Genomic DNA, 26107 nt, shown 5'->3' with positions numbered 1-26107 from the left:
AATGGAAGAAAGGCGGCAACCAAGGCGTAAAATAGCGAAACGAGCTTCCTGGAATCCCAGCAAGATCCTCTATCCACAAGATCTGCCCATCTCCAAGAGACGGGATGACATTATTGCCGCGATTCAGAAATACCCAGCGATTATTCTATCGGGTGAAACTGGTTCCGGCAAGACAACGCAGATTCCTAAGATGTGTATCGATGCGGGTAGAGGTCGAACCAAACGGATTGCGTGTACTCAACCGCGCCGCGTCGCTGCCCTATCAATCGCCAAACGCGTTTCAGAAGAATTGAATGTCGAATACGGAAAGGAGGTTGGGTGTAAAATTCGATTCGCCGACACAACAAGTCCTCAAACTCGAATCAAGTTTATGACCGATGGTATGCTGCTGGCAGAGATTCAGTCAGATCCGCTTATGCGTGAATACGATACCATCATCATCGACGAAGCTCATGAACGAAGCCTCAATATCGATTTTCTACTTGGGCATCTCAATCAACTACGAATGAAACGTCCGGACCTCAAAGTGATTATTACTTCCGCGACGATCGATACCGACAAGTTTTCTCAGAGCTTCGAAAACGCCCCGATCATTGAAGTCTCTGGTAGAGTTTATCCCGTCGATATCATATATGCTCCCTTGGAAGAGCTTCTGGATGATGAGGAAGAATACACCTTCCTCAACGGAATTACAGAATCGGTTGATCGAATCATAGAGGAATTCGGCCACGGCGATATCCTCGCATTCCTCCCGACCGAGAAGGATATTAGGGAGACGAAGAAACGCTTAGAGGGACGGTTGGGAAATCTCTGTTCAGTTCTTCCCTGCTTTGGACGGCTCTCCAATGCCGACCAGCAACAGATATTCGCCCAACTATCCCGTCGGAAAATCGTTCTGGCGACCAATATCGCCGAAACGTCGCTAACCATTCCGGGTATTCGTTTTGTCATAGATACCGGACTAGCTCGGATCAGTCGCTACAACCCACGAGCCCGGACCAAACGACTGCCGATTGAAAAGGTCTCGCAAAGCAGTGCCAACCAGCGAGCAGGACGTTGTGGACGCGTTCAAGACGGGATCTGTATCCGGCTGTATTCAGAAACTGACTTCTTAAAACGGTCCGAGTTTTCAACTCCAGAGATCCAAAGATCGAATCTGGCCGAGGTGATCCTGAAGATGATGGCCTCTCGACTTGGGGAAATCGAGTCATTCCCCTTCATCGATCCTCCGAGCATCGCTGCCATTCGGTCCGGTTTTGCCCTACTCGAAGAATTGGGTGCCATTGACTCCGAGTACAGACTTACTAAATTGGGAAGCAAGCTGGCAAAGCTTCCAATCGACCCCACAGCGGGTCGCATGTTGCTACAGGCAGAAAAGGAGGGAGTGCTTGAGCAAATTCTTATCATCGCATCTGCGCTCACAATCCCCGATCCCCGGGAACGGCCCCTCGGGAAAGAAGAGCAGGCTAGAATCGCTCAAAGCGAATTTATCCACAAGCAATCAGACTTTCTGACGCTTCTCAATATTTGGGAGGCTCTCCAATCAGGCTCCGATAGAATATCACAGAGTAAGCTTCGCAAGTTTTGCAGATCGCACTATATTTCCTATTTGCGAATTCGAGAGTGGAGAGATGTCAAAGACCAACTCGCCCAGGCGATTCGGGAATTTGATCGTACCGATAAAAGCAAATCCCAATCGACCCACTACAAAGACGAAAATGAGAAACAACGATTGAGGGAGTATGGCGGCAGTGAGTATCGCTCCATTCATCACTGCCTAGCGGCCGGTCTCCTCGCAAATCCTGCCCGCAAAGATGAACCCAACTTCTATCGATCTACAGGTGACAGGAAAATCATGATCTTTCCTGGCTCGGGACTGTTTAACAAAAAGGCCCAATTCGCGAAATCGAAAAAGCAAAAACAAGTAATCGAAGGAAGGGTATCCTCACCAGAGTGGATTCTTGCTGGGGAAATCGTGGAAACCAATCGCCTCTACGCACGCACGGTCGCGGTGATCGATCCGACCTGGCTCGTGCTCATGGGCGAGCATATTCTCAAGTACAGCTATAGCCAGCCCAGCTTTGAGACCGACAAAGGAAGAGTCGTATGTCGGGAGAGTATTCGTATCCATGGTTTGGAATTGCAGCGCAAAACGGTATCCTACCTCAAGGTGGATCCCACTAAAGCAACAGAGATCTTTATCCGTGAAGGTTTGTTGAACGAAGATGTTGAGATATCTCGGAACCTCAGTTTTCTCGAAGTGAATCGAAAATTGAAGAACCGGATGCAGAACGCCCAAACCATCGCTAAAATGCAGAGCTGGATTGGTATCGAAGAAGCAGCATTCCAATTCTATTCGAGCCGGTTAAAAAATATAGCTTCGATTGGCGATCTCAATGGCTACCTAAAGATCAACGGTTCGAACCGTCTTGAGATGACGGAGTCCGATTTGACTCTACGAACTGAAGACACGATCGACCTGTCTGCTTTCCCCGAATCCGTTGAGTTTGAGAACACTGCTTTGCCAATAGAGTATAACTACAAGCCGGGCAAAAAAGGTGACGGTGTTACACTCAATATCCCCTACTCCAAAGCTGATAGCCTAAACAGTCCACTGCTCGACTGGCTCGTTCCTGGTCATTTAGAATCCAAAGTTCACTATCTATTGAAAGGACTTCCCAAGGATCTGAGGAGAAAGTTGCAACCATTAGCGGAAACCGCAAAAGACATTTCTAGGAATCTAGTGCCGAATGAGCAAAGTCTGTGCGAGTGCCTGTCTTCCCATCTTAGATCTTCATACGGTATCGAAACGTATTATAGCGATTGGAAGGAAGATGGTATTCCGGAACATCTACGAGTGCGAATTCGAGTACACGACAGCAAAGGCAACACGGTCCTGGAAGATCGTTCAGCCAAATCCATTCGAGAGAAAATCAGATCTCGCGAATCATCTACGACTCATCATAATTCGAACAGAAACAACTCACTTTGGGAGGCCGCTCTAAGAAAATGGTCTCGTACCATCGAATCAGTTGACGATCTGGAATCACAACCAGAAAAAAGGAAGATAGGCGAAATCAATGGCCTACCACTATTTGCCTATCCCACTTTGCGTCAACAAGGTGATGTCATAAAGCTCACCCTACTGAAGTCATTTGAGGAATCTAAGACTGCAAATTCATTAGGGATAGAACAGCTCATTAAACATGAACTGCGAAGAGAACTTGCCTGGACTCGCGAAGATTTAAAAGACTTTTCCAAACTAGGACCCACCGCTATCGCATTCGCCCCTCTCGACAAGCTCAAGGAACAGGCATACTCGCATATCAAGAAGCACCTATGCACCCACAATATAAATACCATCTCTGTCGCTGATATTCAGAATAAAATTGAATCCGCGAAATCCCAATCTCGAGGTCTCGTATACAAGCTGATTGATCTGTTGCAAGAGATCCTAAGTACTCGTCAAGAACTAAAGGTCAGGAAAGATCTTCCCACCGATTTGGATCGTGAAATTGATCGACTTCTTCCAACCGACTTCCTTGAAAAAACCCCTCATTGGGCCCTCAATCGCCTACCCATTTATCTACAGTCGTTACTTGTGCGTCTACAATCCCGAATACGGGATCCCGAAAGAGACGCCGCCCGCCAAGGGGAAATAGATAGATTGCGAAACCAACTAGCGGCCTCCAAGGTAGGATCTTCTCAATACAGCGACATCGCATGGTCGATCGAGGAATACGCATTGTCACTTTTTGCCCAATCCCTCGGAACCGCTTTCCCTGTTTCGGAAAAACGAATTCTGCAAAAACTGAGGCAGGCCCCTGAGGAAGACCCGTCTAAACCAAGCAATTCTGCGACCACTTCAACAAAACCTAACCGTGCCATCGACCGACCAACCAGTTCTGACCTGGAAAGCCTCAAATCGCTTTTTGGAAAGCGCTGATGCTTAGCCCGTCTTCGATCCCCATCCTCCGCCTCCTGGAGTCAGTATTTCAATGGCTTCACCTGCCTCGAAGGGAAAGGAGCCATTACCTTCAATAGACCTTTTTTTACCACTAAGAGCAATCTGGCACTGACTCCCCAACGCACCCACACCCCCTCCTTTTAATCCAAAGGGTGGATACATACGGTGCTGGGTCAAAAGCGAAACGACTACTGGCTCACTAAAGCGAATTCGCCTTCGTAAACCCTCGCCTCCTTTGTACCTTCCACCACCTCCAGAATTCTCTCTAATCTCAAACACTTCTAGCGTTACGGGAAATCTAAACTCAAGAATCTCCGGGTCCGTAATCCCCGTGTTAGTCATATGCGTATGGACTCCATCTGCACCCGGCCCAGTGGATGTCGCGCCCTCTCCCCCCGCAATAGTCTCATAGTAGCTAAAGTGATGATTGCCAAATATGAGATTGTTCATGGTACCTTGACTACACGCTGCCAATCCAAACGCTTTTATTAATGTATCCACAATGCGTTGACTCACCTCCACATTGCCCGCTACGACCGGAGGACAAGAAGCAGGATCTTGGTCAAAACGCGGACTTAACATCCCTTCGGGAATATTTATGTTCACAACATCCATAAAACCTTCGTTCAAAGGAATAGGCTGATTAGCCAACAAGCGTAGCGCATACAGGGTTGCGCTCTTTACAATCGCAGGAGTTGCATTATAACTTGTCACCTGCTCTTCCGCGCTTCCGGCATAGTCTATAACCAATTTGTCTTCTATTTGACAGATTCTAACTGCAATCTGGGCATCGTTATCCAGATACTCCTCTGCGGCTTGCTCTTCAAACGTTAAACCCGCAAAGGCACTTCGCAACGCCCCCGCAGCACGCTTTTTCAGAGAGGCCATATAATGGCGGATCGTATCCGATTCATAGTAACCCACCATTTTTCTTAATTCCGATTCCCCAAATCGAATAGATGCTAACTGGGCCGCAAGATCCGAGAGGTTTTCCCTTAATCGGCGAGTTGGATACGCGCAACTGGTCAGAGTTCTTTCGATACTCAACCAATCGACTTTACCATCTCTAATTAAGAAAGCAGGTTCAAATACAACCCCCTCCTCCTCAAGAGACTTAGCATTTGGAGGCATCGAACCGGGGCTAATTCCCCCTAGCTCAGCATGATGGGCCCGATTAGCCACATACCCAATCAATTGATCCTCTTCTGTGAAGACCGGAGCAATCAAAGTAAGGTCAGGTAGGTGCGATCCCCCAAACCCAGGGTGGTTCGTTATCGCTACGTCCCCAGTTTTTAAATCGAGAACTCTAGAAACGTTTCTCACGCAAACACCAAGCGCGCCCAAATGCACCGGGATGTGCGGAGCATTGGCAATTAAAGAGCCATTCGAGTCCAATAAAGCACAGCTAAAATCCTTTCGCTCTTTTACATTCGTGGAAAATGCAGAACGCTCGAGTAAGTTTCCCATCTCTTCCACCAAAGAGAGGAAACGGTTGGTATAGAGTTCGAGTTCCACAAATTCCACATTAGATTTTTTCTCAATCGCTGCACCTTCATCTCTACTCAACTTTAGGCTGCCTCGACTTCCCACAATCGCCTCCCAACCCGCGTCAACATATACCGTGCTAAAACGATCTTGTACCACTAAGGGCCCGACAACTCGAGTTCCGGGAGTTAGGGAACCTCTATTACATCTGCCCTCAGCTTTTATCTCAGATTCCTCTTCAGCCTCAAACACCTCTTTTTCTCCAACTCTGTCTCGAACGCCAACAGAGACCTTGATCGAAACAACTTCTATCGTTTGTTCCGGTATGAATCCATACTGGGCCTCGAAGATATATTTAAAGTCCGTCTCCAAACTTTCGACTGAGACAAGGTCAATCAATAGTCCAGACTCCTGGCCAAGGAACCGGATCTCAACTTGGCTAGCTCTAATCTCTAAATTCTCTCGAAGCTCTCCATCCAAAACAAGGGCTTCGTAAGCGGACTCCTTTAGCAAGCACTTCCACTCTTCTATCTCATCTTTGCAATCTTTTAGCGGACGAAGGATCTGGCGCTCTTTGAACGTCTCCGCACTCGCTTGCTGCAAACCATAAGAACTCAATAATCCAGCGTCCAAAGGGAAAAGCACCGAATCCATCTCTAGAATATCGGCTATTGCGCAAGCATGCAGTCCACCTGCCCCACCAAATGCAACCAAAGCATACTCCGACGGATCGTACCCTTCTCTAATCGAAATGCTCCTTATCGCATCAGCCATATGCTCATTAGCAATGTCGAGCAATCCTTGCAGGAGGTCTGAATCAGCTACTGGCATCTCTGAACGTGCCTGAACTTCGTCTACCAATCTATCCACAGCCTCCGATGCTGCTTCTGGAAAAATCGGTATCCCAAATTCGGACGCATCTATTCGCCCCAAAAGAAGATTTACATCCGTTAAAGTAAGCCCGCCACCGGCTCCATAACAGGCGGGTCCTGGCCAAGCACCTGCGCTTTCAGGCCCAACTCTCAAGGCAGATCCATCAAACCAGCAGCACGAACCTCCTCCCGCCGCCACTGTTTTAATCCGCAAGGATGGGGCGAATACTTTTGCTCCCCCGATCACCTGTTCAAACTGGTAGTCAAGTCGTCCTTCGAAACGGGATACATCGGTGCTCGTTCCCCCCATGTCGAACGCTATTCCCCGTTCGATCCCGGCCCGCTTTCCGACGCTTGACGACCCGACTACTCCTCCCGCTGGGCCGCTCAACAAACTATCTTTTGGACGATAGTAGGTTCGTGAAACAAGTCCACCTGCACTGGTCATGATCCTCAGATTTCTTTCTGACAACACAGATTGAACTGCGTCCAAGTAGGTGTCCATTATCGGCGCGAGATACGCATCCACCATCGATGTTTCAGCTCGCTGTAAAATTTTGATCTTTGCCGAAAGCTCATGCGAAAGGGATACATGATTAATCCCTTCCATTCTAAGGATCTCACCGATTCGCTTTTCGTGATCTGAATTTCGGTAGCTATGCAACAGGGCGACCGCTACAGATTCAATCCCCTCCTCCCGGCAACGAACGGCAAACCTTCGCACCTCCTCTTCACACAGCGACTCTATAATGCTGCCCTTTGCATCCAGGCGCTCGCTGACTTCGAATACTAATGAATGCAACGGCTCTCGCTTTTTAATTCCAAGCTCAAAGAGGTCTGGTCTCTGCTGGTTGCCGATTCGAAGTAGGTCCCTGAAGCCTCTAGTGACGAAAAACGCGGCCCTTGCTCCTTTTCCCTCCAGCAACGCATTGGTGCCTCGTGTAGTTGCCAATCGGAGCTCGAGGAGGGGCAAAGCCTCTCCTAGGAGCGTCTGCGTAATCAATCTCATCCCAAGAATAGGAGGTTCTTCTAATGATTGAATCGCGCAAAGAGCTCCCTGCTCTATAGCGGGAATTTTGACATCCAACTCTAACAGGCAATCCTCGCTCGACCAGGTTACAATTTGGCCAGTAACCGTGCCTAGTCCGCAAACCTGCAGTCTGTATCCAACAAAAAAGTCGTCTACTGTATCGAAAGGAATCTCCAATCGAAACCGGTTCGGGCCCAACACCTCAACCACTCGAACTCGAATCTCTGAGCTAGATAGAACCTTTACTCTATGCTCCTTTCGGACAGGCGAAAGGGCTAAACAGTCAGTAAATGTGCCACCCGTATCTATCCAGAATTGCCACATGCTTCCATCAATTTAAAATAGGTATGCGTTCCGTCATCTGGTACCGATTAAACTCGCATTCGGAAACAACAGTTTGAAACTAGGATCTGGCATAACTCGCTTCTAGAGCCTTCAGAAGAAATACTGCCATCTCGTTGAAAGGAGTCGCTACACCATGCTTCTTTCCGAGTCTAACAATCACACCATTTCGAGCGTCCCACTCCATGGGCCGTTTATAAACTAAATCCGCGTGTATGGAATTCATCGCTCCTTCGGTCGCCGAAGCCTGACCAGCAATGATCTTCTCGACGATTGAATCTTCGACCTGCGCTCCTTCTGCTCGAGCGACCGCGATACATTCACGTATCAAATTTTTCATTATGTTCGCTGCACTTCCTTCTTGAACCACATTTGCTGGTTGATTCAATAAAGCAGAGACCGCTCCACCACTGTTAATGCAGAGCTTTCTCCATGCGGCTGTATTCCAATCATCGGTCAACCTAGTCGCAAAACCTTCAGCAGGAAACAGCGAAGCAAAGGTGGATGACCACGACGTATTTGGTACCGTCATCAATACGGATCCTCTTTGCAGGATCTTGCCGGGCTCGCTTCGCTCTGCAGGACAATCTATGATAACCGGTACAATGCGATCAGCCGAAACATAAGGACTCAAATTCGCTAGGTGCTCCACACCGTTTTGAATCACAGCGATGTGAGTATCCGCATGACTAAGCGGTAAAATCCAATCTGCAGCGTCCTCTATTTGGTAGGTTTTAGTGCAAATTAAAATCCAGTCTACAGGACCGGCGAGTGAAGGATCCGTTATAACTCTTGGAGACGAGGCTAACGATCCAAAAGGAGAATCGACCACGAGCACTTTAAAGGAATTACGGGAGCAAATAACAAGGTCGTTATCTGCTTTCGTTTCCAGCCATCCCGCGAGGGTTCCTCCAATTGCTCCAGGACCGATGAGCGCTATTTTAGGCATAGGTAATAATTGATTACTAGCAGTTCTTGAAAGCGTCTTCCGCAATAAGATCGGTTTGGGTCTGCCAGAGCCGGGCGTAGTGTCCCTCCCCGCCAATGAGCTCATCGTGAGAACCTTTTTCGATAATGCGACCCTTCTCCAAAACTACGATCTGATCAGCTTGCCGCACAGTTGAGAGCCGGTGGGCAATGACCAGAGTTGTTCGCTCTTTCACTAGATTGCCAACCGCCTGCTGGATCTTTGCTTCGGTAATGGTATCCACACTTGATGTCGCTTCATCAAGAATTACAAGTGGTGGATTCCTCAATACAACCCTTGCGATTGTAAGACGCTGCTTCTCTCCCATACTGAGTCGAATTCCGCGTTCTCCAATGCGTGTATCCATTTGATCGGGAAGATTGGAAACGAATTCCCATGCACTCGCACCCTTAAGGGATTCAATCAAATCCGCGTCCGTAGCTTCCTGCTTCGCCAGCAATAGGTTGTCCCGAACGGTTCCATCGAACAGAAACGGATCCTGGGCGACCACCCCAATATGCATCCGCAGATCGACTAGATCCATCTCCCTAACATCGATGCCGTTAAACGTCACCGCCCCAGTCGTAACATCGTAGTATCGCTGCATCAAATTGGCCACGGTCGACTTCCCGGCTCCCGTGTGACCCACCAGTGCGGTCACTTTCCCTTTCTCCAGATTCAGAGAGAAATCCGTCAGCAATTCTTCTCGGCCGCTGTAAGCAAAGTTGACCGAGCTGAACGCTACTTCAAGGAGCCCATCTGGAAAAGGTTTCGGAGTATCCGGATTTGTGATTTCTACGGGATAGTCGAGCATCTCGAATACCCGCTCGCTGGAGGCTTTTCCCGTGGCTAGCAGATTATTAAGCCCATTTAATTGAGACAAAGGCATGTAAAGCATGCCCCCCAGCTGGAAGAACATTAAAAGATCCCCTGTACCGAAACGTTCGGGTTCTGTTGCAAACAAATAGCCCCCGTATCCCACCACTGCTACCGTTCCCAAGCTGACTACGAAATTCGTTATGGGGCCGTGGATTGACCAGCGATACATCGATATAAGCGTGCGTTTTTTGAGCTCTGAGAGACGTTCTTGAAATCGCTTTTTCTCCTGGTTCTTAAGGGCAAAGGAATTGATCAAGCGATTGCCCTGTATGTCTTCAATCAAAAGCGAATTAAGCTCACCCGCTGCAGCCCTCACCTTGCGCCAATTCTTGCCTTGAGCGCGAAAATGAAAGTGCTGCATGACCAACATTATGGGGATGGGCAAGATCATCAGTGTCGCTAAAGTCGGCTCGAAGTAAAACATGATGCTAGCCACTCCAAGAACGGTCAATATAGCCGTACTCCCTTGCTCCGTTCCATCGAGGATTACCCGTTCGACCGATTCCACGTCCTCTATCACTCGCGAGGCAATGTCTCCCGACTTGCGACTATCGAAATAGCCGATGGGCAATTCCATCAATTTGTCATGCAAGTCTTTCCGGATATCAATGAGAACCTTTTGCTCCAGTGTATTGTTTAAGCGTATACGAAATGAATTGAAAAGCTCGCGCATGAAAAAGCAGCCTGCTATGGCGCAAATGGCCAACCATAAATTACCCATCTCTTTCTCAGGCAATACTTCGTTGATCACATAACGCGTGACCAAGGGGATCACCATTACAAATAGCGTACTTGTAATGGCCAGCCCAATGGTCATCCAAAACATCGCCTTGTAGCGGAACAAGTAGCCAGAAACTCTCCAAATCGTTTTCATTCAATCAGTCCAGACTCCACAGACGTAACACTAGCATGACAAGTCTGATCGCGAAAATCTGAACCTAGCCCCACTCGATTGGATCGGCCCAACTGCAAAGTCTCAAGGCTTGGATTCCAATTGCCCCATCCATGGACTTTTCATGTTGCGACCGATGGCTTCTTTCCTAACGAATCCCTTTAAATGGAATTAGTGGCTCCAGACTGGGAAATCTTACATCGACTGAGAAATCGTTTTCTCAACGAAAGTGGCAGCGTTGGTCTCTATTGGGAATCCGCAAACGACCTTGTCCAGTACCACCAGTACTTTGCTTCTCGAATCGGATGGAAATGGGATGCCGCAATCTCTCAAGCCAAGCAACTGGACTGGCAGTTGCAATCGTCTCAGATTCTTGACTGGGGTTGCGGAACGGGAATCGCGACGCTCAGAATCCTCGAGGCATTTGGAACAGATAAAGTAACGGAGGTAATCTTATGGGACCATTCGATAGCTGCGACCTCATTCGCCCAGAAAACGCTTCAAGAAAAGTATCCAAATCTTAAGGTCACTTTCTCCAATGACCTCTCAAGCATTAACTTAGCGGACACCCTTTGCCTGGCAAGCCATGTACTCAACGAACTGTCATTGACTGATCGAGAGTCCCTGAATCGTCTTTTCTCACAATCTCAACAGGTCTTTTGGGTCGAGCCTGGAAGCTACGACAGCAGCCGCCTCTTACTAGAACAGCGAGAGGAGTTACTCCCATACTTCAATCCTATCGCCCCCTGTATTTGCGATCTCCCTTGCCCCATGAAAGAGGAGGCAAATACGATCCACTGGTGCCACTTTTTCGCTAAACCGCCCATCGTTGCTTTCACAGAGGCGCACTGGGCCCAGTTTTCGAAAGTGATGGAAATCGATCTCCGGAGCCTCCCCTACAGTTTTATAGTCATGGACTCGTTAAATCTCAAAAGCAGACAGCTTACTGCTGGCAAGTCCCGCGTATTGGGTCGGCCTCGGCAATACAAGGGCTATACCCGTATCTATTCCTGCGACGAGAATGGCCACAATGATTACGAGCTTTGGAAACGCGAAGACAAGACCCTCTGGAAAACGATCAAGAAAAACAAGAGCGGTACACTCTACGAATGGACTCGAATCGACTCGGGCAAGATCCTCGCGGGGAAAATCGTAGAAGGTGCCTTGGAGTCGCTTAAAGTCCAAGGGGAACCTTAGAACAGGTCTCGTAATGTAGGGCTGGCCCTCGTGCCGCGCCGCGTATGCATTTCACAACACCCAACCTCAAGGCACAGCTCAAGCACGGGCCCTACGAATAAAATTGCACCCCGTTGATAGGGCGTGACGCCCCGAAACGCCACATCAATACGATCCTCCTACCCAGCTCCCTCGTCCGTCGAGCCCTGACCTTAGTCCAACCCTTGCAATTATCCAAAATATCTGCAACCCGCAACCCTCGGTGCGTGTATACAAGAGTACAACCTAGCTAAGTCTATGAAGTTCCCCAAATTTTTCCTTTTCACAATCGCAGCCATACTGTCCGTATCGGCATTTGGCGTACCCAAAATCGTCCGGCCAATAGATCAGTCCATCAACCTCGACGGTGTCGCAAAAGTAGAAGCCTGCGTCCAAGGCGGATTCATCAATCTTACCGGAGACCAGCGCTCTAATGCACACGTCCTGATCGAAAAAGTATTCCGTAACGCTTCCGAGAAAGAGGCGGACTCGATAGAATCAAAGATCGAGCAAACCATCGACGATCTTGATAGTATCTTGTATATAGAATTTAAGTACGATAATAATTGGGCCTTCTGGAGTTTGTTTAGAAGCAAGCCCAGCGTACACTTCAATGCCACGTTGTCCGTCCCCAAAGGCATTAATGTGGAGCTCCACACTTCTGGCGGAAATATTGAAATTGACGGGGTAGAGGGAGAAGTCGCTGCTCGCACCTCCGGTGGACACATGAAACTAGCCGATATTGGCGGGCCCGTGAACGCTCATACAAGCGGGGGATCCATAGCGGCATCCGACCTAAGGAGCGGGGCAAACCTTTCCACCTCCGGAGGTCCGATCAAAGTCGATTCCATAGCGGGCAATTCAAAACTTAAAACCTCAGGTGGCAGTATCAACGCCACAGGAGTCAACGGTCCCTTGGAAGCTAAAACATCGGGAGGCAGCATCACCGCCAGCTTTCCCAGAGAAATAGATGCCGACACTCTATTGAAGACATCAGGTGGCGATATTATTGAAAAATTGCCGCTAGGCGAACGGTTCTATTTAAACGCTCCCAATAGCGGAGGCGGAGTCAGGACCGACTTTCCCATCACGATGACCTACGAACTCAAACGCAGCCGAACTGCCGAAGGCCCCGTCAACGGAGGCGGCCCTTTTCTCAAGTTTCGCACTTCTTGAGGAAGCATCAATGTGGGATATCTATTGTTCAGCAGCTAGAGCGTATGATAAGCGGGTTGAAAACATAAGCCTTTTTCCCGATCGCTATCTGAGGGGTATTTCCAATCAAGAAAGCTTCTGGGTCACATTCTTTCGCTGATTAGTATATTCGGATTCCAATCGGCAGCGCTCTCTCTAGGATCCCAACAAGCGAAATGATTTCCGATTATGATTCTTCTCTTTCCATCGTCTATCAAGACGAGGAATACATCGCAATCAACAAACCACCTGGACTGCTTGTCCACCGGACCGCCATCGATTCGCAGGAGACACAATTCGCGGTACAGCTCCTTCGCGACCAAATCGGGCAACACGTTTTTCCCGTCCACCGGCTAGACAAGCCGACCTCCGGCGCCCTTCTCTTCGCACTAAACGAGTCCGCTTTATCCAAAGGGCAGAAGGCATTCGAAATGGGTCAAATCAACAAAACCTATCACGCAATCGTCCGCGGTCATCCTGCTGAAAGTGGAGTGGTTGATCACCCCTTACGAAAGATGCTCGACCGAGGGCCGAAAGCGAAAAGCGACCCCGCCCAAGAGGCGAAAACACTCTATCGCACTCGAGCTACTGTCGAGCACCCCATCCCTACAGAGCGCTACCCTAAAACCCGCTATGCTTGGGTGGAGCTTGATCCCAAGACGGGTCGTCGCCATCAACTACGAAGGCACCTTTCCCACATCGACTGCCCCATCATTGGCGACACCAAACACGGCGACACGCGGCGAAATCTCGCTTTTAAAGAGCAGTATGGATTCGTTCGGCTCTTTTTGCACGCTAGCAGCATATCGCTTGTTCATCCCTTTTCACAAGAGGGTATAGAGATCGAAGCCTCCCTTTGGCCTGACTTTCAAGCAGGTCTTGAGGCAACTGGATTGACTCAAAGCTGATTCCAGATTCTTGATGGGAAGTGTTCTACCGATTATGAAATGGCCGATAACAACGATTGGATTCGATGCTGACGACACGCTTTGGCACAATGAGAATCTTTTCGAGGACCATCATAACAAATACTGCCAGCTTCTCTCCGATTATCATGACGCTGAAACCGTTGAGAAGGTGCTCTACGAAACTGAGATGCGTAATCTCGAGCTTTTTGGATACGGTATAAAGGGATTCACGCTTTCCTGCATAGAGACCGCCATCCACTTGACCAAAGGGGAAATCAAATCCGAAGAGATCCAGCGCATTATCGATCACTGCCGTCACATGCTTTCTCATCCCGTTGAGCTATTCGACGATGTGGAAAAAGTACTGAGAAACCTCAGTTCAAAATTTCGGCTCATCCTTGTGACCAAGGGTGACCTCCGGGACCAGGAACGGAAAATTGCCAAATCTGGGCTAGCTGCCTATTTCGACCACGTAGAGGTTGTTTCAGACAAGACAGTGGAGTCCTACGCCCGTGTGCTGGAACGAAGTCGGGTACCCATCAAACAGTTCGTCATGATCGGCAATTCCCTCAAATCTGATATTCTTCCCGTATTGAACTTGGGAGGACACGGAATCCATATCCCCTATAGAATTACCTGGGAGCACGAGCGAGTGGAGTCGACTCCACATGAACATGACAACTTCTATCAAATTGAATCAATCTCCCAGCTGCCCGACCTAATCGACACTATCGCGGTCGACTCAATCAGCTAGTGATGCAGCTTATCCCGGTTCCCAAAAAAATAATCCCTCTAAATGGGACTTTCGAACTCCCCGAGCCGATTGCACTTTCAAGTGATTTCGAAATAGGCCCGCGGCTTCAATCCACTCTGGAGACCTTTCCTTCGATCGAGCTCGAATCGACCAAAAGTAATTCCACCTCAGTTCGGTTAAAAAAAACCACGGTCAAACCAGCAGAAGAGTCTTACTCTCTTTCCATAAGACGTGAGGGAGTAGAAATAGAGGCTGGAACCGATTCCGGATTCTACCGAGGGCTGACCACTCTTAGCCAAATCATCCAAATCAAAGGTCGACTTCTTCCCTGTATTCAAATTGAAGATGAACCCGACCTCGAAGTCCGCGGATACATGCTGGATATCAGCCGATGCAAGGTGCCAACCCAAGAGTCCCTTTTCCAGCTAATCGACACGCTCGCTTCTCTCAAATTCAATCAACTGCAATTCTACACGGAGCACACCTTCGCCTACCAGAATCACCAAAACGTTTGGGGGAACGCGTCTCCTTTAACGGGTGAAGAAACCCAAGCGCTGGATACTTATTGCTACAATCGATTCATTGAACTCGTTCCCAATCAAAACTCGTTTGGACATATGGATCGCTGGCTGCGCCATGATAATTACAAACACCTAGCCGAGTGCCCTGAAGGCTATGAGCACCCCATATCAGGTCATCTTCCATGGGGCGGCACCCTCAAGCCAGACCAAGCATCTCTCGATTTCGTGTCCGAATTGTACGACGAGCTTCTTCCAAATTTCCGCAGCAACTTATTCAACATCGGTGGCGACGAACCCTGGGAACTCGGCCAGGGCTGGAGCCGCGATATCGTGAAGGCCAAGGGGAAGCATCACGTCTACCTCGACCACCTTCTTTCTATCCACAAACAAGTAACGGCCCGAGACAAAAAGATGCAATTCTGGGGAGATATTATCCTAGAATCGCGCGATCTGGCTAAGGAGCTACCCAAAGATGCGATCGGCGTCATTTGGGGGTACGAGGCCGATCACCCTTTCGAAGAGCAATGCGCTTCCTTCCAAGATTCCGGCATTCCCTTTTATGTCGCGCCAGGCACCTCCGCTTGGAATACGATAGGCGGGCGTCATAGAAACGCCATCGCAAATGTCAAAGCAGCGACCGCACAGGCTATTGGCTTTGGAGCCCGAGGGACCCTTCTCACGAATTGGGGCGACTTTGGCCATCACCACTTTCCTCCCGTCAGCTATCCCGCAATCGTATGGGCTGCAACGCTGTCTTGGAACATGAGTTCCGAATCGGAGTTTGACGATATCCAGGCTATCAATACGGTTTTCTTTGAAGATAATTCTTTGGACTTTGCCAAAGCGATCTTCTCGCTAAGTAACCTAATAAACGGCTTCTCCTATCAGCCAATCAACCGTACCCTCCTAAACGATCTCCTCTTTACCAGTGGAGAAAAATTCCAGTTCAACCTCGGTAAAACAAATCAAGAGGAACTGGAAGATTGCCAAACCGGACTTTCGAAATTGCTCATTCATTTAAGGGGCTCAAACGCCCCCTCCGAAAACGCCAAGCTAGCAAAGGAGGAGTTGATCCTCTCCTGCCAACTACTTTGTTTCGGAATTAACAAGGGGCTCCAGGAATTGGATGAAACCTACTCTGGACAGACCCATCTAGATACCGAACTCCAATCGCTAATCAAAGCCTACCGCGAACAATGGCTGCAACGCAACCGCCCCGGCGGTTTAGATGAAAGCGTCTCCTATTTGGAAAGTTCGCTTGGGAATCCGTAGGAGCGGCTTTATTCCGCGATCAACCTCCTTGAAATCACGGCGTAAAGCCGCCTCCTATATTTATTAAGACTGAGGCGTCTCCACAATCTGGAAACGTAAAAACAGAACCCCATCGGGGACAATTGATATCTGCAGCGTCGCCGTAATCCCTGTGTAGGCTCCGTTCGGCTCCACGAGGATATCCCGGGAATCATCCGCTTCCCACGGCAGAAATACTTTGGGTAGAATTACCCGAGTCTGAAGATTCGGACTGCACTGGAACAAAGTCATCAAGAGCCCTCATATGCAAATAGGCAAAATAAAAAGAGGAGGCAGATAACCGCCTCCCCTTTTCTTCTCCTCCCAAATAAATTCCGTGGGATATATAACCTGCTAAAATTGTGAAGCCGTATAGTCTTCGTGCCTCACTCGAGCGTATCCACCACGCGCTTCTAAAACACTCACTCGCTCGCCGGCATTGAAACTAGGCTCTCGCAACTCTTGCACGACCACTACCGTGCTCCCATCGTCCATCTCTATAGTGATTTCCTGAGCGATTTTGGAGGTCATCGCTTTCTCGACCTGCTTTCCAACAACCGCGCCAACAACCGCCCCTCCGGCACTGGCCAGCACTTGCCCATCCCCGCTCCCAACGGTCGATCCAACGGCACTTCCCATAATACCTCCGCCATAAAGTCCTAGCTGAGAGCTCTCCCCTTCGATCCTAACGTCCCGAGTAGCAACTACTGTTCCTTGGTCAATCGTTTGGGTTGTGCCCGCTGAGGATCGCGGGACAGTTTCGTATCCACCACCCGAAGCGCACCCACACAAGAGGGTAAAAATGATGGTACTGAACGCTCCGGTGATTCCTTTTGTTTTTAATTCCATGTTTCTATCCCTTCCAATGACGACTTGTTCGATCCAAAGTGGATTGCGGATTCACAAAAACCAATTTTTACATCCTACTCCAATTCAATATTTAATCAACCCTCTCCTTGGTGCTAGAGACTTTCAAAGTCATCTGGCAAATAGGCTCCCGTGTCAGGATCAATGTGTGGATTGTCATCCGCATGAAATACACGTGCTGCCCCTGCTAGGTTGGAATCGACCCTCACCGGATCGCCAATGTTGAATCGCGGCTCCCTAATCTCCTGCACGACTATGATCGTTACCCCCTCATCCATTTGAATCGTAAGCTCTTGAGCTCTTTTGGAGGTTAAGGCCTTCTTTATTTTCGGTCCTACCACACCACCTACGATCATTCCGCCCGCCGCACCAACGGCAGCTCCTAAACTGGTTCCACTGGCTTCTGCTCCGATCGCTCCACCGGCCACGCTTCCTCCAATCGCTCCTCCATAGGCGCCAAGCCCAGAAGATGTGCCATCGATTACGACTTCTCTTAGATCAACGATTGTTCCGCCGTCGAGTTGCTTCGCCATTCCACTAGAATTGATCGGATAACGCGATTGGCTGGAAGTAGACTGGCAACTCAAAAAAAATAGTGAAAAAACGAAAATTAAAACGAGACTGCAAAATTTCATTCGATTTATTCCCTCCAATTCATTTACCCAGTTAAAAAAATAACTCCGTCGCAGGGAGCGAACCCCCTCACCCTTGTTCGCAACAATTACTACGATAGATTTCATAAATTTAAACTTATTAGCCAGACAGTCTGTAAACTCCTAATGCGAACTCTCATCACAGAGTGAATACCCCGAAACCCCCGATGAAAAAATCCCCAAGACCAATACAAGTATTTCAGTACAATCCTCCCTTGCGAGTATTGTCTCAATCCGCCGAAACGGAGGACTACCTTTTTGCTCGACCCAATCTGAAACGAAATATCGCCCATGAACGGGTTTCCAGATATTTTCTGAAGTCTCAGAAACCTATCTAATCTCGACTTGACTAGTCGCTAGCAAACAGGAATTAGTTTTTGGACCGGTCTCTTTGGAGTCCGGTTTTCATTTTCTCTAACCCTTCATCCCAAGGGTTTGGAGGGAACAAATCACCCATTTCGACAATCCATATTTAGTCTCGTGTACCAGAATATTGAGCAACAGCTTTCAGTAGAAATTGCTAACGCCCCGGGAGAAATCGCCCGTATCAGCGATTTGCTCTCATCAAATGGCGTTAACGCCAATGCAATGTCAGTCGCTGGCGGGGTCTATCGCGGCTACTTCAGATTCCTCACGGACCAAGTGGAAGAAGCCAAAAGCGTTTTGATTTCCAACGGCTTGGACGTGGAGTGCGAGCGGGTTATTTCAGTTAGACTGGACGATAAAAAGGGGCAAGTCGCAAAGATCACCAGCGCCTTGGCTCAGGCAAATATAAATATAGATTACTTTTACGCATCGGTCGATCGCAACGATTCTGCGACCCGTCTAATTATAAAAGCTGAGAATGTCGTCCTCGCGACAAGTGTTCTCGACGAAATTTCAGATTTCCCAGTTGGGCCGCCTGAACTCAGCTTAGCTTAAGGGTTACCCGATTTATTTACTCGCAGCCACGTTTCTCCATCCGACAACGTAGCCAGCAGTCGCTTGGACTTTGAGAGACGAGCTACTGAAGAAATAGTCTTGCCATCCTCTTCTGACAGAATGGCGTATCCACGTTTCAATGTAGCTTTCGGGCTCAGTGATTGAAACTTCCCGCTCGTCTCGATCAGACCATGTCTGGCAAGTGCGAGCTTACGCTCCATACGATCGAGTATTCGCTTTGCTAATTCGTTTATTCGTAGTCGGTATTCACTCGCAACACGATCCGGCCGGAGTCTGCCAAAGGCGAGTTTCGATTGATTGAGCTCGCCTTTGGCTCGGGAAAGTTCTCGGGTCAATACAGACAACAATCGACTACTCAATTCATCTATCCGCAACGCTGCGGTCTCAAGACTGCGCTGTGGAGAAGCGGCCTTCAATCTCGTCGCCCAATCCCCTAAATTTCGCCGACTCAATGCGATTCCGTCTTCTGCCTGATCCACGATCGTATCCCGAGCGTACTCGATTCGACTAACAACGTCAATATAGGCGCTACTAATCAGCTCCGCTGCCGCTGATGGAGTTTCCGCTCGGACATCAGAGACAAAATCCGTTAAGGAAAAGTCGATCTCGTGCCCGACTGCCGAGATCGTAGGAATCGGAGAAATTGAAAGGGCCCTAGCGAGCATTTCGTCATTGAAGCACCACATGTCCTCCAAACTTCCACCCCCACGACCCAGAACGATCAGATCGAATCCACCCACTTTTAGGACTAAGGAAAGCGCGTCTTGAAGAGAGTTGGATGCATCTAGCCCCTGGACCTTGGCGGGGACCACTGTCAACCGGCCAGACCAGCCCCGCCTCTTGAGAATGCGGATAAAATCCTGAATCGCCGCTCCGCTAGGAGAAGTGATGAACGCCACTCTTCGGGGGGCAAGGGGGAGTGGCTTCTTGTGCTCCTTGTCAAAGAGCCCTTCTTCAAACAGCTTCTTCTTCAGCCGCTCAAACTCTCTGTGCAATCTCCCTTGACCCGAGGCGATCGCCGAGCGGGCGATTAATTGGTAGCGTCCGTGAGGCTCGTAAACACTCAATTCTCCATACACCACGATCTCTACACCGTTATCGAAATCGAAATCGAGCCCGGAGGCATTTCCGCGAAACATGACGACCGGAAGCTGAGCTCCTTCGTCCTTGAGAGAAAAGTAGAGGTGCCCGCTGGCCTGCCTCCTAAAGTTGGATACCTCGCCCTTGATCCATTCAGGCCCCACGGAACCTTCGAGCAATCGCTTTATTCGGCGCGTGTATTCCGAAACAGTACACGTTTCCTCTTCGCCAAACTGCGCTAGGAAGGAATCGCTCACGATGACCCCCCGGTGATCAATTTAGCTTTTAACCGAGCCCGCAGAAAACGCACCCCCAAACTCAACGCCACAAACAAACTGATCGCCAATAAAATCAACGCTGTGTTCCCCTTTAGAATGGCGTCCCCAAAAATAACGATGCTGAGGGATAGGATTAGAGTAAGAGGCAACGATACACCCATATACCAAAGAAAGGGCATGCGAGCCAAGCCGAGCAAATAATTCTGCAATGAAAAGGGCATTCCTGGAGTGATTCTCAACAAAACCGCTACCGTAAACATGCTTTCTCTTTTTAGCTCGGGAACACTGTACCCAAATCTATGTACGAGTCTCTCAAACGGGGGTCTGAAAAACTTTCCCGCCAAAAGCCATGACAGTGCCATATTAATGGCTAGGGCCGCTGCGGAACCACCAATCGCTACCGGCATCTCATATACGGCTCCCGCCAATAAAAGCAACGGTGATACGGGGGCCCAGAAACTCGGCAGAACGGCCATCGCCGCGAAGAATGGAATCGGGCCGAAATCGGTAATCCAGTCGATTCCCGCCTGAACATCAACTTCGCCCAGTTCGTGTCGAAACTGCCAAAACAGAACTGCAGCCACGATGAGTCCTAATATTGAGATTCCTATAAATGACCTGATTCTGGCGGAAGCCACATCAACACTGAAAGGCTCACGAGGACCTAATAGCAAAGCCAAAATCTCCAAACGGGATTTCCCCCAAAGCGTCAAAGATGCGATCGGTTATTAATTTGCGATTCCCACATCTTGAAAAAGAAAGCCTGTGCTCTTCGTAGTGAGCAAGTGAAGACATTTTTGCGGTTTCCCATTGCAATTATTTAAGGTCTTTTTAAACATCACTTTTACTAATGGGCGACTCGAGTTTAGGTACCTTTCTCGTAATAGACGATGACGAGGGTCTACGGACGCTGTTGAATCTGATATTAAGTTCGGTAGGAATCAACTCGATATGCGTTGGAACATCAAACGAAGCGATCAGTGCTCTTGAGGAAGACAACGGCACTATTAACGGAATCCTCCTTGACCTAAATCTAGAGAACTCTCGAGGAGAGGACTTGTTGGACCAAATACTCACATTTAATTCCGATCTCGTCGTGTTCATGATAAGCGGATGTCTGAGCGAGGAGATTAAAGAGCGGATCGGCGATAGGGCAATCAATGGAATCATAACAAAGCCCTTTCAAACCGCCGAGCTGATTCAGCTAATTAGGGATGCCGTCATCAAACGACAGGAGTTGATTACGTCACGCGAAGGTGCTTAGATGCTTCCCCGTGCTTCTACCTTCGTAATGAATATCAAAAAAATACAGGTTCTCATTATCGAACGTCCTCTCATAGATTGAACGCTCGAATGTCTCCTCGACTTTAGGGTTCAGACGCAGTTCCTTTTCCGCCTTCTCTCGCTGTTCGCGAAGATGCGGAAAGGTACGTTCTATGATATTCAGCGGATAGAGCGGTTCCATACCCAGGAAAAATTGTTTCCATTCAACTAGACACTTTATGTGCCTTGATGCTCTAATCGGTTCCCCAAATACAACCTTTATTCGATAAATTGCCAAATCATAATCAATCAATTTTAAATACTATAACCTTTTGATTATCAATTGCTTAAAATTTTATGAAAATGGCTATATCTTGCCCAAAATGATCTAGTAAAACTCCCTTAGAGGAATCAGACTACTTCCCTCCAGGTGCAGTACCCTACTGGTAAGCTACTAGATTTTTATTTACAGATCTCTAGCAATTCAATCCCCGCTTGGCACGAATCACCGTTCACTACGCCATCTCAAGGTCAGAAACCATTAAAGGGCTCATCTCTCGCCCAGCCAAAGTACGCTGCAAGCGAATACAGGCTACTGCGATCATGTCCCCCAATTTTTCGTCTAAACGATCTTCTACTATTGCGATTCACGGAATAGTGCCGCACCTTACGAACGTGCGAGACCATGCGATGACGGCCAAAGAAAAAGTTGCCCTTTTGAGTCTACTGGATGATCCGAGTCCCGCCGTAAGAGAAGAGCTTCTCAGAATTCTAAATTCAATGGGGTCCTACGGCCTGGAAATTCTGAACGAAGCCGCCAAGAGCAGCAATCGGCTGCTAGGCTGGCACGCTGGAGCTTACCTTTCTGAGCTTCGATCCGTCGATCTCGCCCAAGAACTTCGACAGTTCATACATTCAGGGAACTACGAGCTCGAAACTGGCTGGATGATGATTAGCCGGGTCGCCTACCCCAATCTCGAGATAGGAGGCATCTGCAATCAACTGGACTCATATGCGAGTCGCTGCAAAGAGCTCATAATAAAGCCGGCCTCCCCCCGAGACCAATGTGCCGTCATCAATCGTGTCCTCTTTCACGAGGCGGGCTTTAGGGGCAACTCGGAGCAGTACACTGATCCAGACAACAGCTTTATCAATGCGGTCCTTCAGTCTAAAAAAGGCCTCCCCATAACCCTCTCAGTTCTCTATCTTATTATAGCTGAGAGACTTGGGCTGGAAATCGTTCCCATCAATGCTCCTGGACATTTCGTCGTTGGCTGCTTCGAAGAAACAGCTCCTTTCTACATAGATCCATTCGAACACGGCAAATTCCTGACAGCGGGGCATATGCTCAAGCGGATCGAATCTAGTAATATCGTCCCCAATCTAAGCTATCTCGCTCCTGCCACCACACACGAAACGCTCTCCCGCATTTGTAGAAATCTTGTTTTCCATTACACGGAATCGGGAAAGGGGTCGATGGCAGCTTTATTCTCAGATATGCTGAAGGAGTTTAAAGACGCATACGAGAAGCAGCTCTAAATTTCCCTGCCGTACGCCCAAGAGGGGTGAATCGCCATCGAGTGATAATTTCCTCGCCCATCCCGGTACTTTCGAATTCCATTTTTCGCCCATGGAAACCTTCAATTCCGAGGAAACATACACCCTAAAGGATCTGAAAAGCTGGGGGTTCGACGGAGTCAGCCTCGCAGTTCTAGGGCATCCCGTGCGGCACTCAATAAGTCCCGCAATGCACAACGCTGCCATTAAGGAGATTTCCCAGCCCAATGACCGCTTCTCTAATTGGCGTTACTTTCGTTTCGAAGTACCACCCGAGGACTTGATCCAGGCTCTTCCTATGTTTCACGAAAAGGGGTTTTTCGGTCTCAATTTAACTGTCCCACACAAGGAAATCGCCTTAGGCGCTCTACAAAAGGTAGACTCCGCCGCACTCGAAATAGGGGCGGTCAATACGTTGAGACGCCTAGACGACGGTTATGAAGGATTCAACACGGACGGCTATGGCCTTTCGGAGGGAATTAGAAGAGACCTTGAGACCAGCCTTGAAGGTAAGGATATTGTCATTTTAGGAGCCGGAGGAGCCGGGCGAGCGGCTGCAGTCGAAGCCTTGCGTCGCAAATGCCAATCCCTTAAAATCGTCAACCGCAACCAAGATCGTCTCAAAAATCTGATCCAAACCTTAAGCCCTATTGCCGAACGATTTTCGATTCCCCTGAGTAATTGTTCACCGAACGATTCAAAACTTTCGCTGCCCTCCAGCACAATAATTGTCAATGCAACCTCTCTTGGTCTCAACTCTGACGATCCTCTGCCGCTGCCCGAAGAGTGCGTACAGCATCCTCTCACTCTATTCGATATGATCTATAATCCGCGAACCACCCAATTTATGGAGCTCATCCTATCAAAAGGAGGGCGTGCGGCCAACGGGCTATCCATGCTGGTGTATCAAGGAGCTCGCTCCCTCGAAATTTGGTCAGGGAAAAACGTCAATGCGGAAACAATGAACCAAGCAGCCAACGCAGCTTTGCTGTCGCGAGCGTACTTCGACTAAGAGTCCAAAACACATGCTACCCGAGCTGCAATACATCGATCAGGGATTTCCCGTCTTTTTCTCCTCCGTGATTTTCATATTCGGAGCCCTGATAGGAAGTTTTCTCAATGTATGCATCTATCGCATACCAGCAGAAAAGTCGATCATCTTCCCCGGCTCAATCTGCTCGTGCGGCCAGCCGATTAAGTGGTTCGACAATATTCCCATCCTTAGCTGGTTCATCCTTCGCGGAAAAGCCCGTTGCTGTAAAGCTAGCTACAGTTTCCGTTATCCTTTTGTCGAACTTCTGACCGCCTGCCTGTTTCTCGCTGCTTGGCAACAACAGCCCCACGCGAAGGCTCTGTGCCTCATGGTACTGGTAGGGCTCCTAATCTGCGCGACTTTCATAGACTTCGACCATATGGAAATCCCAGACCGATTTTCAATCGGGACGGGCATAATCGGCGTGATTCTATCGGGGATCATACCCTCGTTGCACGGAATTAGTGATCCGACTTTCGCTTACGCTTCGGTCAAAGGCATTTTCGAGGCTCTCGTCGGATTAATGATCGGCTCCGGCCTAATTCTTTGGATCGCCCTCGTTGCCGAAAAGGTCCTTCGCAAAGAAGCGATGGGATTTGGGGACGTCAAACTACTTGGGGGTATCGGCGCCTTTTTGGGCTGGCAAGGGGCATTGTTCGCGCTCTTTGGCGGGGCCGTCATAGGTACCGTTGGAGTGCTAGGCTGGACGATTGCCAAGGCGGTCGTTCCCGCTTTAAGGCCAAAGGAATCAGGGGAAGGCGAGGACCTTATTGGGCGAGAAATGCCTTTCGGCCCCATGCTCGCTTCAGGCGCTCTCCTGTACGCCATTGTATTCGAGACACAGGTCGACGATTACCTAGCGCTTATCCAAGAGCTGGCTCAATAGTATCCGTAGACTCTATACGTTCTACGACGCGGACTCCATCAGAAAGTCGACACTGAATCACTTCAGGCGGCTGTCCAAACCTGCCGCGATAGGCTGATGCCACAGACTCCGCGTAGTCAGGCGAAAAAGCATCTTCGGTTAGAGCCATAACAGCTCCACCAAATCCACCCCCAGTCAACCGAGCTCCTATGACGTTCGGTAGCGATTTCAAGATCTCGACGAGATAGTCGAGTTCTTCCACACTGTTTTCAAAAAGATCCCTTGAACTGGCATGCGATTCAAACAGGAGCTGTCCCGCCTCTGAGACCCTCCCGCCTTCAAGCAGATGCTTAACCCGATTCACCCGTTCAATTTCAGATACGATGTGCTCTGCTCTGTTAGACAACGTTCCCAACAAACGACTCTTGGCGCTCTGGAAGTCGGCAGGAGAAATATCCGCCAAATATTGAATTCTCAGTCCTACTCCGTTTAAACCGTCTACCGCTTGAAAACACTCATTGTGCCTTTCAGAATACATGGATTCCACAAGCGAGTGCTTCTTGTGGGTGTTAAATATCCAGATACTGTAATTTTTCCCCAGCGGTATAGTTGAAAAGCGCATGTCTCTACAGTCGATGTAGACCAAGGAACCTGATGTCCCCATAGCCGAAACACCTTGATCCAGTATCCCGCAAGGCATTCCCACAAATTCGTTTTCCGCCTCTCGACTCGCAAGCGCCATTTCCTCTCGACTAAGCCCCAGCCCGTAGACCGTGCACAACGCTTGGCACACTGCCAACTCCAAAGCTGCGCTACTGCTCAATCCTGCACCCATTGGAACATCGGAATCAACCACTAGCTCAAATCCCCCCGAAGGCTTCAGTCCCCGCCGTATCAAACTATCATATACGCCCAGAGGATAATTGATCCATGACCTTTTGCCCTTAAGCTTTTGAGTGGGATCTTCAACAGCGACATAAGACGAATCCCCACTCGAGAACCGAAATACGGATTCTTCAATCCTTCTAAGCGCCACAAAGACATAACGGTCAATCGCTGCTCCAATTACAGGTCCATTGTTGTAATCTGTGTGATTGCCTATGAACTCAACCCGCCCCGGCGCCGCAGCTATGACGTCCGGAACAGCGTCATAGTTTTTCGTAAAACGGAATTTCAGTCTTTCCACCAATGGCATGGCTCGAAATTAAAAACAAAAATCCCGCAGGCGGAAAGCTGCGGGACAAAAAAATTAA

Annotated in this window: 21 protein-coding genes; 11 read left to right on the top strand and 10 right to left on the bottom strand. The window is 49.0% G+C overall.

Translation table 11 applies throughout. The features are described 5' to 3' along the window. Position 1: 1 nt before the first annotated feature. Positions 2 to 3946, top strand: a complete 3945-nt coding sequence (gene hrpA / locus GA004_RS02945; RefSeq protein ID WP_283395802.1) for an ATP-dependent RNA helicase HrpA — start codon at positions 2 to 4, stop codon at positions 3944 to 3946. A 3-nt stretch (positions 3947 to 3949) separates the two neighbouring features. On the opposite strand, the gene GA004_RS02940 is transcribed toward hrpA, so the two are convergent. From GA004_RS02940 to GA004_RS02930, 3 genes are all read right to left on the bottom strand, one after another. Further along, positions 3950 to 7678 carry a hydantoinase B/oxoprolinase family protein gene (locus GA004_RS02940; RefSeq protein WP_283395801.1) on the bottom strand — a complete coding sequence of 1243 codons (3729 nt, stop codon included), beginning with the start codon at positions 7676 to 7678 and terminating at the stop codon, positions 3950 to 3952. 79 nt (positions 7679 to 7757) lie between these two features. Next, entirely contained in the window at positions 7758 to 8645 is an 888-nt protein-coding gene (locus GA004_RS02935) for a 2-dehydropantoate 2-reductase (protein WP_283395800.1), read from the bottom strand. Positions 8646 to 8661: 16 nt separating this feature from the next. Further along, a complete protein-coding gene (locus GA004_RS02930) occupies positions 8662 to 10416 on the bottom strand; it encodes an ABC transporter ATP-binding protein (protein ID WP_283395799.1) in 1755 nt (584 codons plus the stop codon). A gap of 183 nt (positions 10417 to 10599) precedes the next feature. Here GA004_RS02930 and GA004_RS02925 point away from each other — a divergent pair, with 183 nt between their 5' ends. The 5 genes from GA004_RS02925 (at position 10600) to GA004_RS02905 (ending at position 16298) form a co-directional block, all read left to right on the top strand. After that, positions 10600 to 11631, top strand: a complete 1032-nt coding sequence (locus tag GA004_RS02925; protein ID WP_283395798.1) for a small ribosomal subunit Rsm22 family protein — start codon at positions 10600 to 10602, stop codon at positions 11629 to 11631. Positions 11632 to 11907: 276 nt separating this feature from the next. After that, positions 11908 to 12825 carry a DUF4097 family beta strand repeat-containing protein gene (locus GA004_RS02920; protein WP_283395797.1) on the top strand — a complete coding sequence of 306 codons (918 nt, stop codon included), beginning with the start codon at positions 11908 to 11910 and terminating at the stop codon, positions 12823 to 12825. Between the two features lie 194 nt (positions 12826 to 13019). Continuing rightward, positions 13020 to 13751: a pseudouridine synthase gene (locus GA004_RS02915; RefSeq protein ID WP_283395796.1), complete on the top strand. Its 732-nt coding sequence runs from the start codon at positions 13020 to 13022 to the stop codon at positions 13749 to 13751. A 34-nt stretch (positions 13752 to 13785) separates the two neighbouring features. After that, positions 13786 to 14505 (top strand): HAD family hydrolase, encoded by a 720-nt coding sequence (locus GA004_RS02910; protein WP_283395795.1) that lies wholly within the window; start codon positions 13786 to 13788, stop codon positions 14503 to 14505. A gap of 2 nt (positions 14506 to 14507) precedes the next feature. After that, positions 14508 to 16298, top strand: a complete 1791-nt coding sequence (locus GA004_RS02905; RefSeq protein WP_283395794.1) for a beta-N-acetylhexosaminidase — start codon at positions 14508 to 14510, stop codon at positions 16296 to 16298. Between the two features lie 63 nt (positions 16299 to 16361). On the opposite strand, the gene GA004_RS02900 is transcribed toward GA004_RS02905, so the two are convergent. The 3 genes from GA004_RS02900 to GA004_RS02890 all read right to left on the bottom strand — a co-directional run bounded on the left by GA004_RS02900 (position 16362) and on the right by GA004_RS02890 (position 17716). Further along, a complete protein-coding gene (locus GA004_RS02900; protein WP_283395793.1) occupies positions 16362 to 16568 on the bottom strand; it encodes a hypothetical protein in 207 nt (68 codons plus the stop codon). Positions 16569 to 16670: 102 nt separating this feature from the next. After that, the gene (locus GA004_RS02895) at positions 16671 to 17165 is read right to left on the bottom strand and encodes an outer membrane lipoprotein (protein WP_283395792.1); all 495 of its coding nucleotides are present in this window, start codon (positions 17163 to 17165) and stop codon (positions 16671 to 16673) included. A gap of 113 nt (positions 17166 to 17278) precedes the next feature. Beyond that, positions 17279 to 17716 carry a hypothetical protein gene (locus GA004_RS02890; RefSeq protein ID WP_283395791.1) on the bottom strand — a complete coding sequence of 146 codons (438 nt, stop codon included), beginning with the start codon at positions 17714 to 17716 and terminating at the stop codon, positions 17279 to 17281. Between the two features lie 600 nt (positions 17717 to 18316). Here GA004_RS02890 and GA004_RS02885 point away from each other — a divergent pair. Further along, positions 18317 to 18757, top strand: a complete 441-nt coding sequence (locus GA004_RS02885) for an ACT domain-containing protein (protein WP_283395790.1) — start codon at positions 18317 to 18319, stop codon at positions 18755 to 18757. Here the strand turns inward: GA004_RS02885 and xseA are convergent. Both xseA and GA004_RS02875 read right to left on the bottom strand, forming a co-directional pair. Continuing rightward, positions 18754 to 20115 carry an exodeoxyribonuclease VII large subunit gene (gene xseA, locus GA004_RS02880; protein ID WP_283395789.1) on the bottom strand — a complete coding sequence of 454 codons (1362 nt, stop codon included), beginning with the start codon at positions 20113 to 20115 and terminating at the stop codon, positions 18754 to 18756. The genes GA004_RS02885 and xseA overlap by 4 nt on opposite strands. Further along, complete coding sequence (locus GA004_RS02875) at positions 20112 to 20720, bottom strand: TVP38/TMEM64 family protein (protein ID WP_283395788.1); 609 nt, start codon at positions 20718 to 20720, stop codon at positions 20112 to 20114. The genes xseA and GA004_RS02875 overlap by 4 nt, the downstream gene beginning before the upstream one ends. Positions 20721 to 20986: 266 nt before the next feature. On the opposite strand from GA004_RS02875, the gene GA004_RS02870 reads away from it, so the two are divergent. After that, complete coding sequence (locus tag GA004_RS02870) at positions 20987 to 21400, top strand: response regulator (protein ID WP_283395787.1); 414 nt, start codon at positions 20987 to 20989, stop codon at positions 21398 to 21400. Here GA004_RS02870 and GA004_RS02865 read toward each other — a convergent pair. Continuing rightward, positions 21383 to 21601, bottom strand: coding sequence for a hypothetical protein (locus tag GA004_RS02865; protein WP_283395786.1), 219 nt, complete (start codon positions 21599 to 21601; stop codon positions 21383 to 21385). The two genes, GA004_RS02870 and GA004_RS02865, sit on opposite strands and share 18 nt — an antisense overlap. Positions 21602 to 21894: 293 nt before the next feature. On the opposite strand from GA004_RS02865, the gene GA004_RS02860 reads away from it, so the two are divergent. The 3 genes from GA004_RS02860 (at position 21895) to GA004_RS02850 (ending at position 24875) form a co-directional block, all read left to right on the top strand. After that, positions 21895 to 22938: a transglutaminase family protein gene (locus GA004_RS02860; RefSeq protein WP_283395785.1), complete on the top strand. Its 1044-nt coding sequence runs from the start codon at positions 21895 to 21897 to the stop codon at positions 22936 to 22938. A gap of 91 nt (positions 22939 to 23029) precedes the next feature. After that, a complete protein-coding gene (gene aroE, locus GA004_RS02855; RefSeq protein ID WP_283395784.1) occupies positions 23030 to 23968 on the top strand; it encodes a shikimate dehydrogenase in 939 nt (312 codons plus the stop codon). Positions 23969 to 23981: 13 nt separating this feature from the next. After that, on the top strand, positions 23982 to 24875 hold the full coding sequence (locus tag GA004_RS02850) for a prepilin peptidase (RefSeq protein WP_283395783.1): 894 nt from the start codon (positions 23982 to 23984) through the stop codon (positions 24873 to 24875). On the opposite strand, the gene galK is transcribed toward GA004_RS02850, so the two are convergent. Beyond that, positions 24853 to 26049, bottom strand: a complete 1197-nt coding sequence (gene galK, locus GA004_RS02845) for a galactokinase (RefSeq protein ID WP_283395782.1) — start codon at positions 26047 to 26049, stop codon at positions 24853 to 24855. The genes GA004_RS02850 and galK overlap by 23 nt on opposite strands. Positions 26050 to 26107: the final 58 nt, after the last annotated feature.

The organism is Candidatus Pelagisphaera phototrophica, assembly GCF_014529625.1.
GTDB lineage: Bacteria > Verrucomicrobiota > Verrucomicrobiia > Opitutales > Opitutaceae > Pelagisphaera > Pelagisphaera phototrophica.
The sequence above is the reverse complement of the archived record's forward strand: the minus strand, read 5'-3'. Positions and strand labels throughout refer to the sequence as shown.

Excerpts from the sequence above, each read along its gene's own strand:
- hrpA (WP_283395802.1), top strand. The coding sequence starts at position 2 with ATGGAAGAAAGGCGGCAACCAAGGCGTAAAATAGCGAAACGAGCTTCC.
- GA004_RS02940 (WP_283395801.1), bottom strand. The coding sequence starts at position 7,678 with ATGTGGCAATTCTGGATAGATACGGGTGGCACATTTACTGACTGTTTA.
- GA004_RS02935 (WP_283395800.1), bottom strand. The coding sequence starts at position 8,645 with ATGCCTAAAATAGCGCTCATCGGTCCTGGAGCAATTGGAGGAACCCTC.
- GA004_RS02930 (WP_283395799.1), bottom strand. The coding sequence starts at position 10,416 with ATGAAAACGATTTGGAGAGTTTCTGGCTACTTGTTCCGCTACAAGGCG.
- GA004_RS02925 (WP_283395798.1), top strand. The coding sequence starts at position 10,600 with ATGGAATTAGTGGCTCCAGACTGGGAAATCTTACATCGACTGAGAAAT.
- GA004_RS02920 (WP_283395797.1), top strand. The coding sequence starts at position 11,908 with ATGAAGTTCCCCAAATTTTTCCTTTTCACAATCGCAGCCATACTGTCC.
- GA004_RS02915 (WP_283395796.1), top strand. The coding sequence starts at position 13,020 with ATGATTTCCGATTATGATTCTTCTCTTTCCATCGTCTATCAAGACGAG.
- GA004_RS02910 (WP_283395795.1), top strand. The coding sequence starts at position 13,786 with ATGAAATGGCCGATAACAACGATTGGATTCGATGCTGACGACACGCTT.
- GA004_RS02905 (WP_283395794.1), top strand. The coding sequence starts at position 14,508 with ATGCAGCTTATCCCGGTTCCCAAAAAAATAATCCCTCTAAATGGGACT.
- GA004_RS02900 (WP_283395793.1), bottom strand. The coding sequence starts at position 16,568 with ATGACTTTGTTCCAGTGCAGTCCGAATCTTCAGACTCGGGTAATTCTA.
- GA004_RS02895 (WP_283395792.1), bottom strand. The coding sequence starts at position 17,165 with ATGGAATTAAAAACAAAAGGAATCACCGGAGCGTTCAGTACCATCATT.
- GA004_RS02890 (WP_283395791.1), bottom strand. The coding sequence starts at position 17,716 with ATGGCGAAGCAACTCGACGGCGGAACAATCGTTGATCTAAGAGAAGTC.
- GA004_RS02870 (WP_283395787.1), top strand. The coding sequence starts at position 20,987 with ATGGGCGACTCGAGTTTAGGTACCTTTCTCGTAATAGACGATGACGAG.
- GA004_RS02865 (WP_283395786.1), bottom strand. The coding sequence starts at position 21,601 with ATGGAACCGCTCTATCCGCTGAATATCATAGAACGTACCTTTCCGCAT.
- aroE (WP_283395784.1), top strand. The coding sequence starts at position 23,030 with ATGGAAACCTTCAATTCCGAGGAAACATACACCCTAAAGGATCTGAAA.
- GA004_RS02850 (WP_283395783.1), top strand. The coding sequence starts at position 23,982 with ATGCTACCCGAGCTGCAATACATCGATCAGGGATTTCCCGTCTTTTTC.
- galK (WP_283395782.1), bottom strand. The coding sequence starts at position 26,049 with ATGCCATTGGTGGAAAGACTGAAATTCCGTTTTACGAAAAACTATGAC.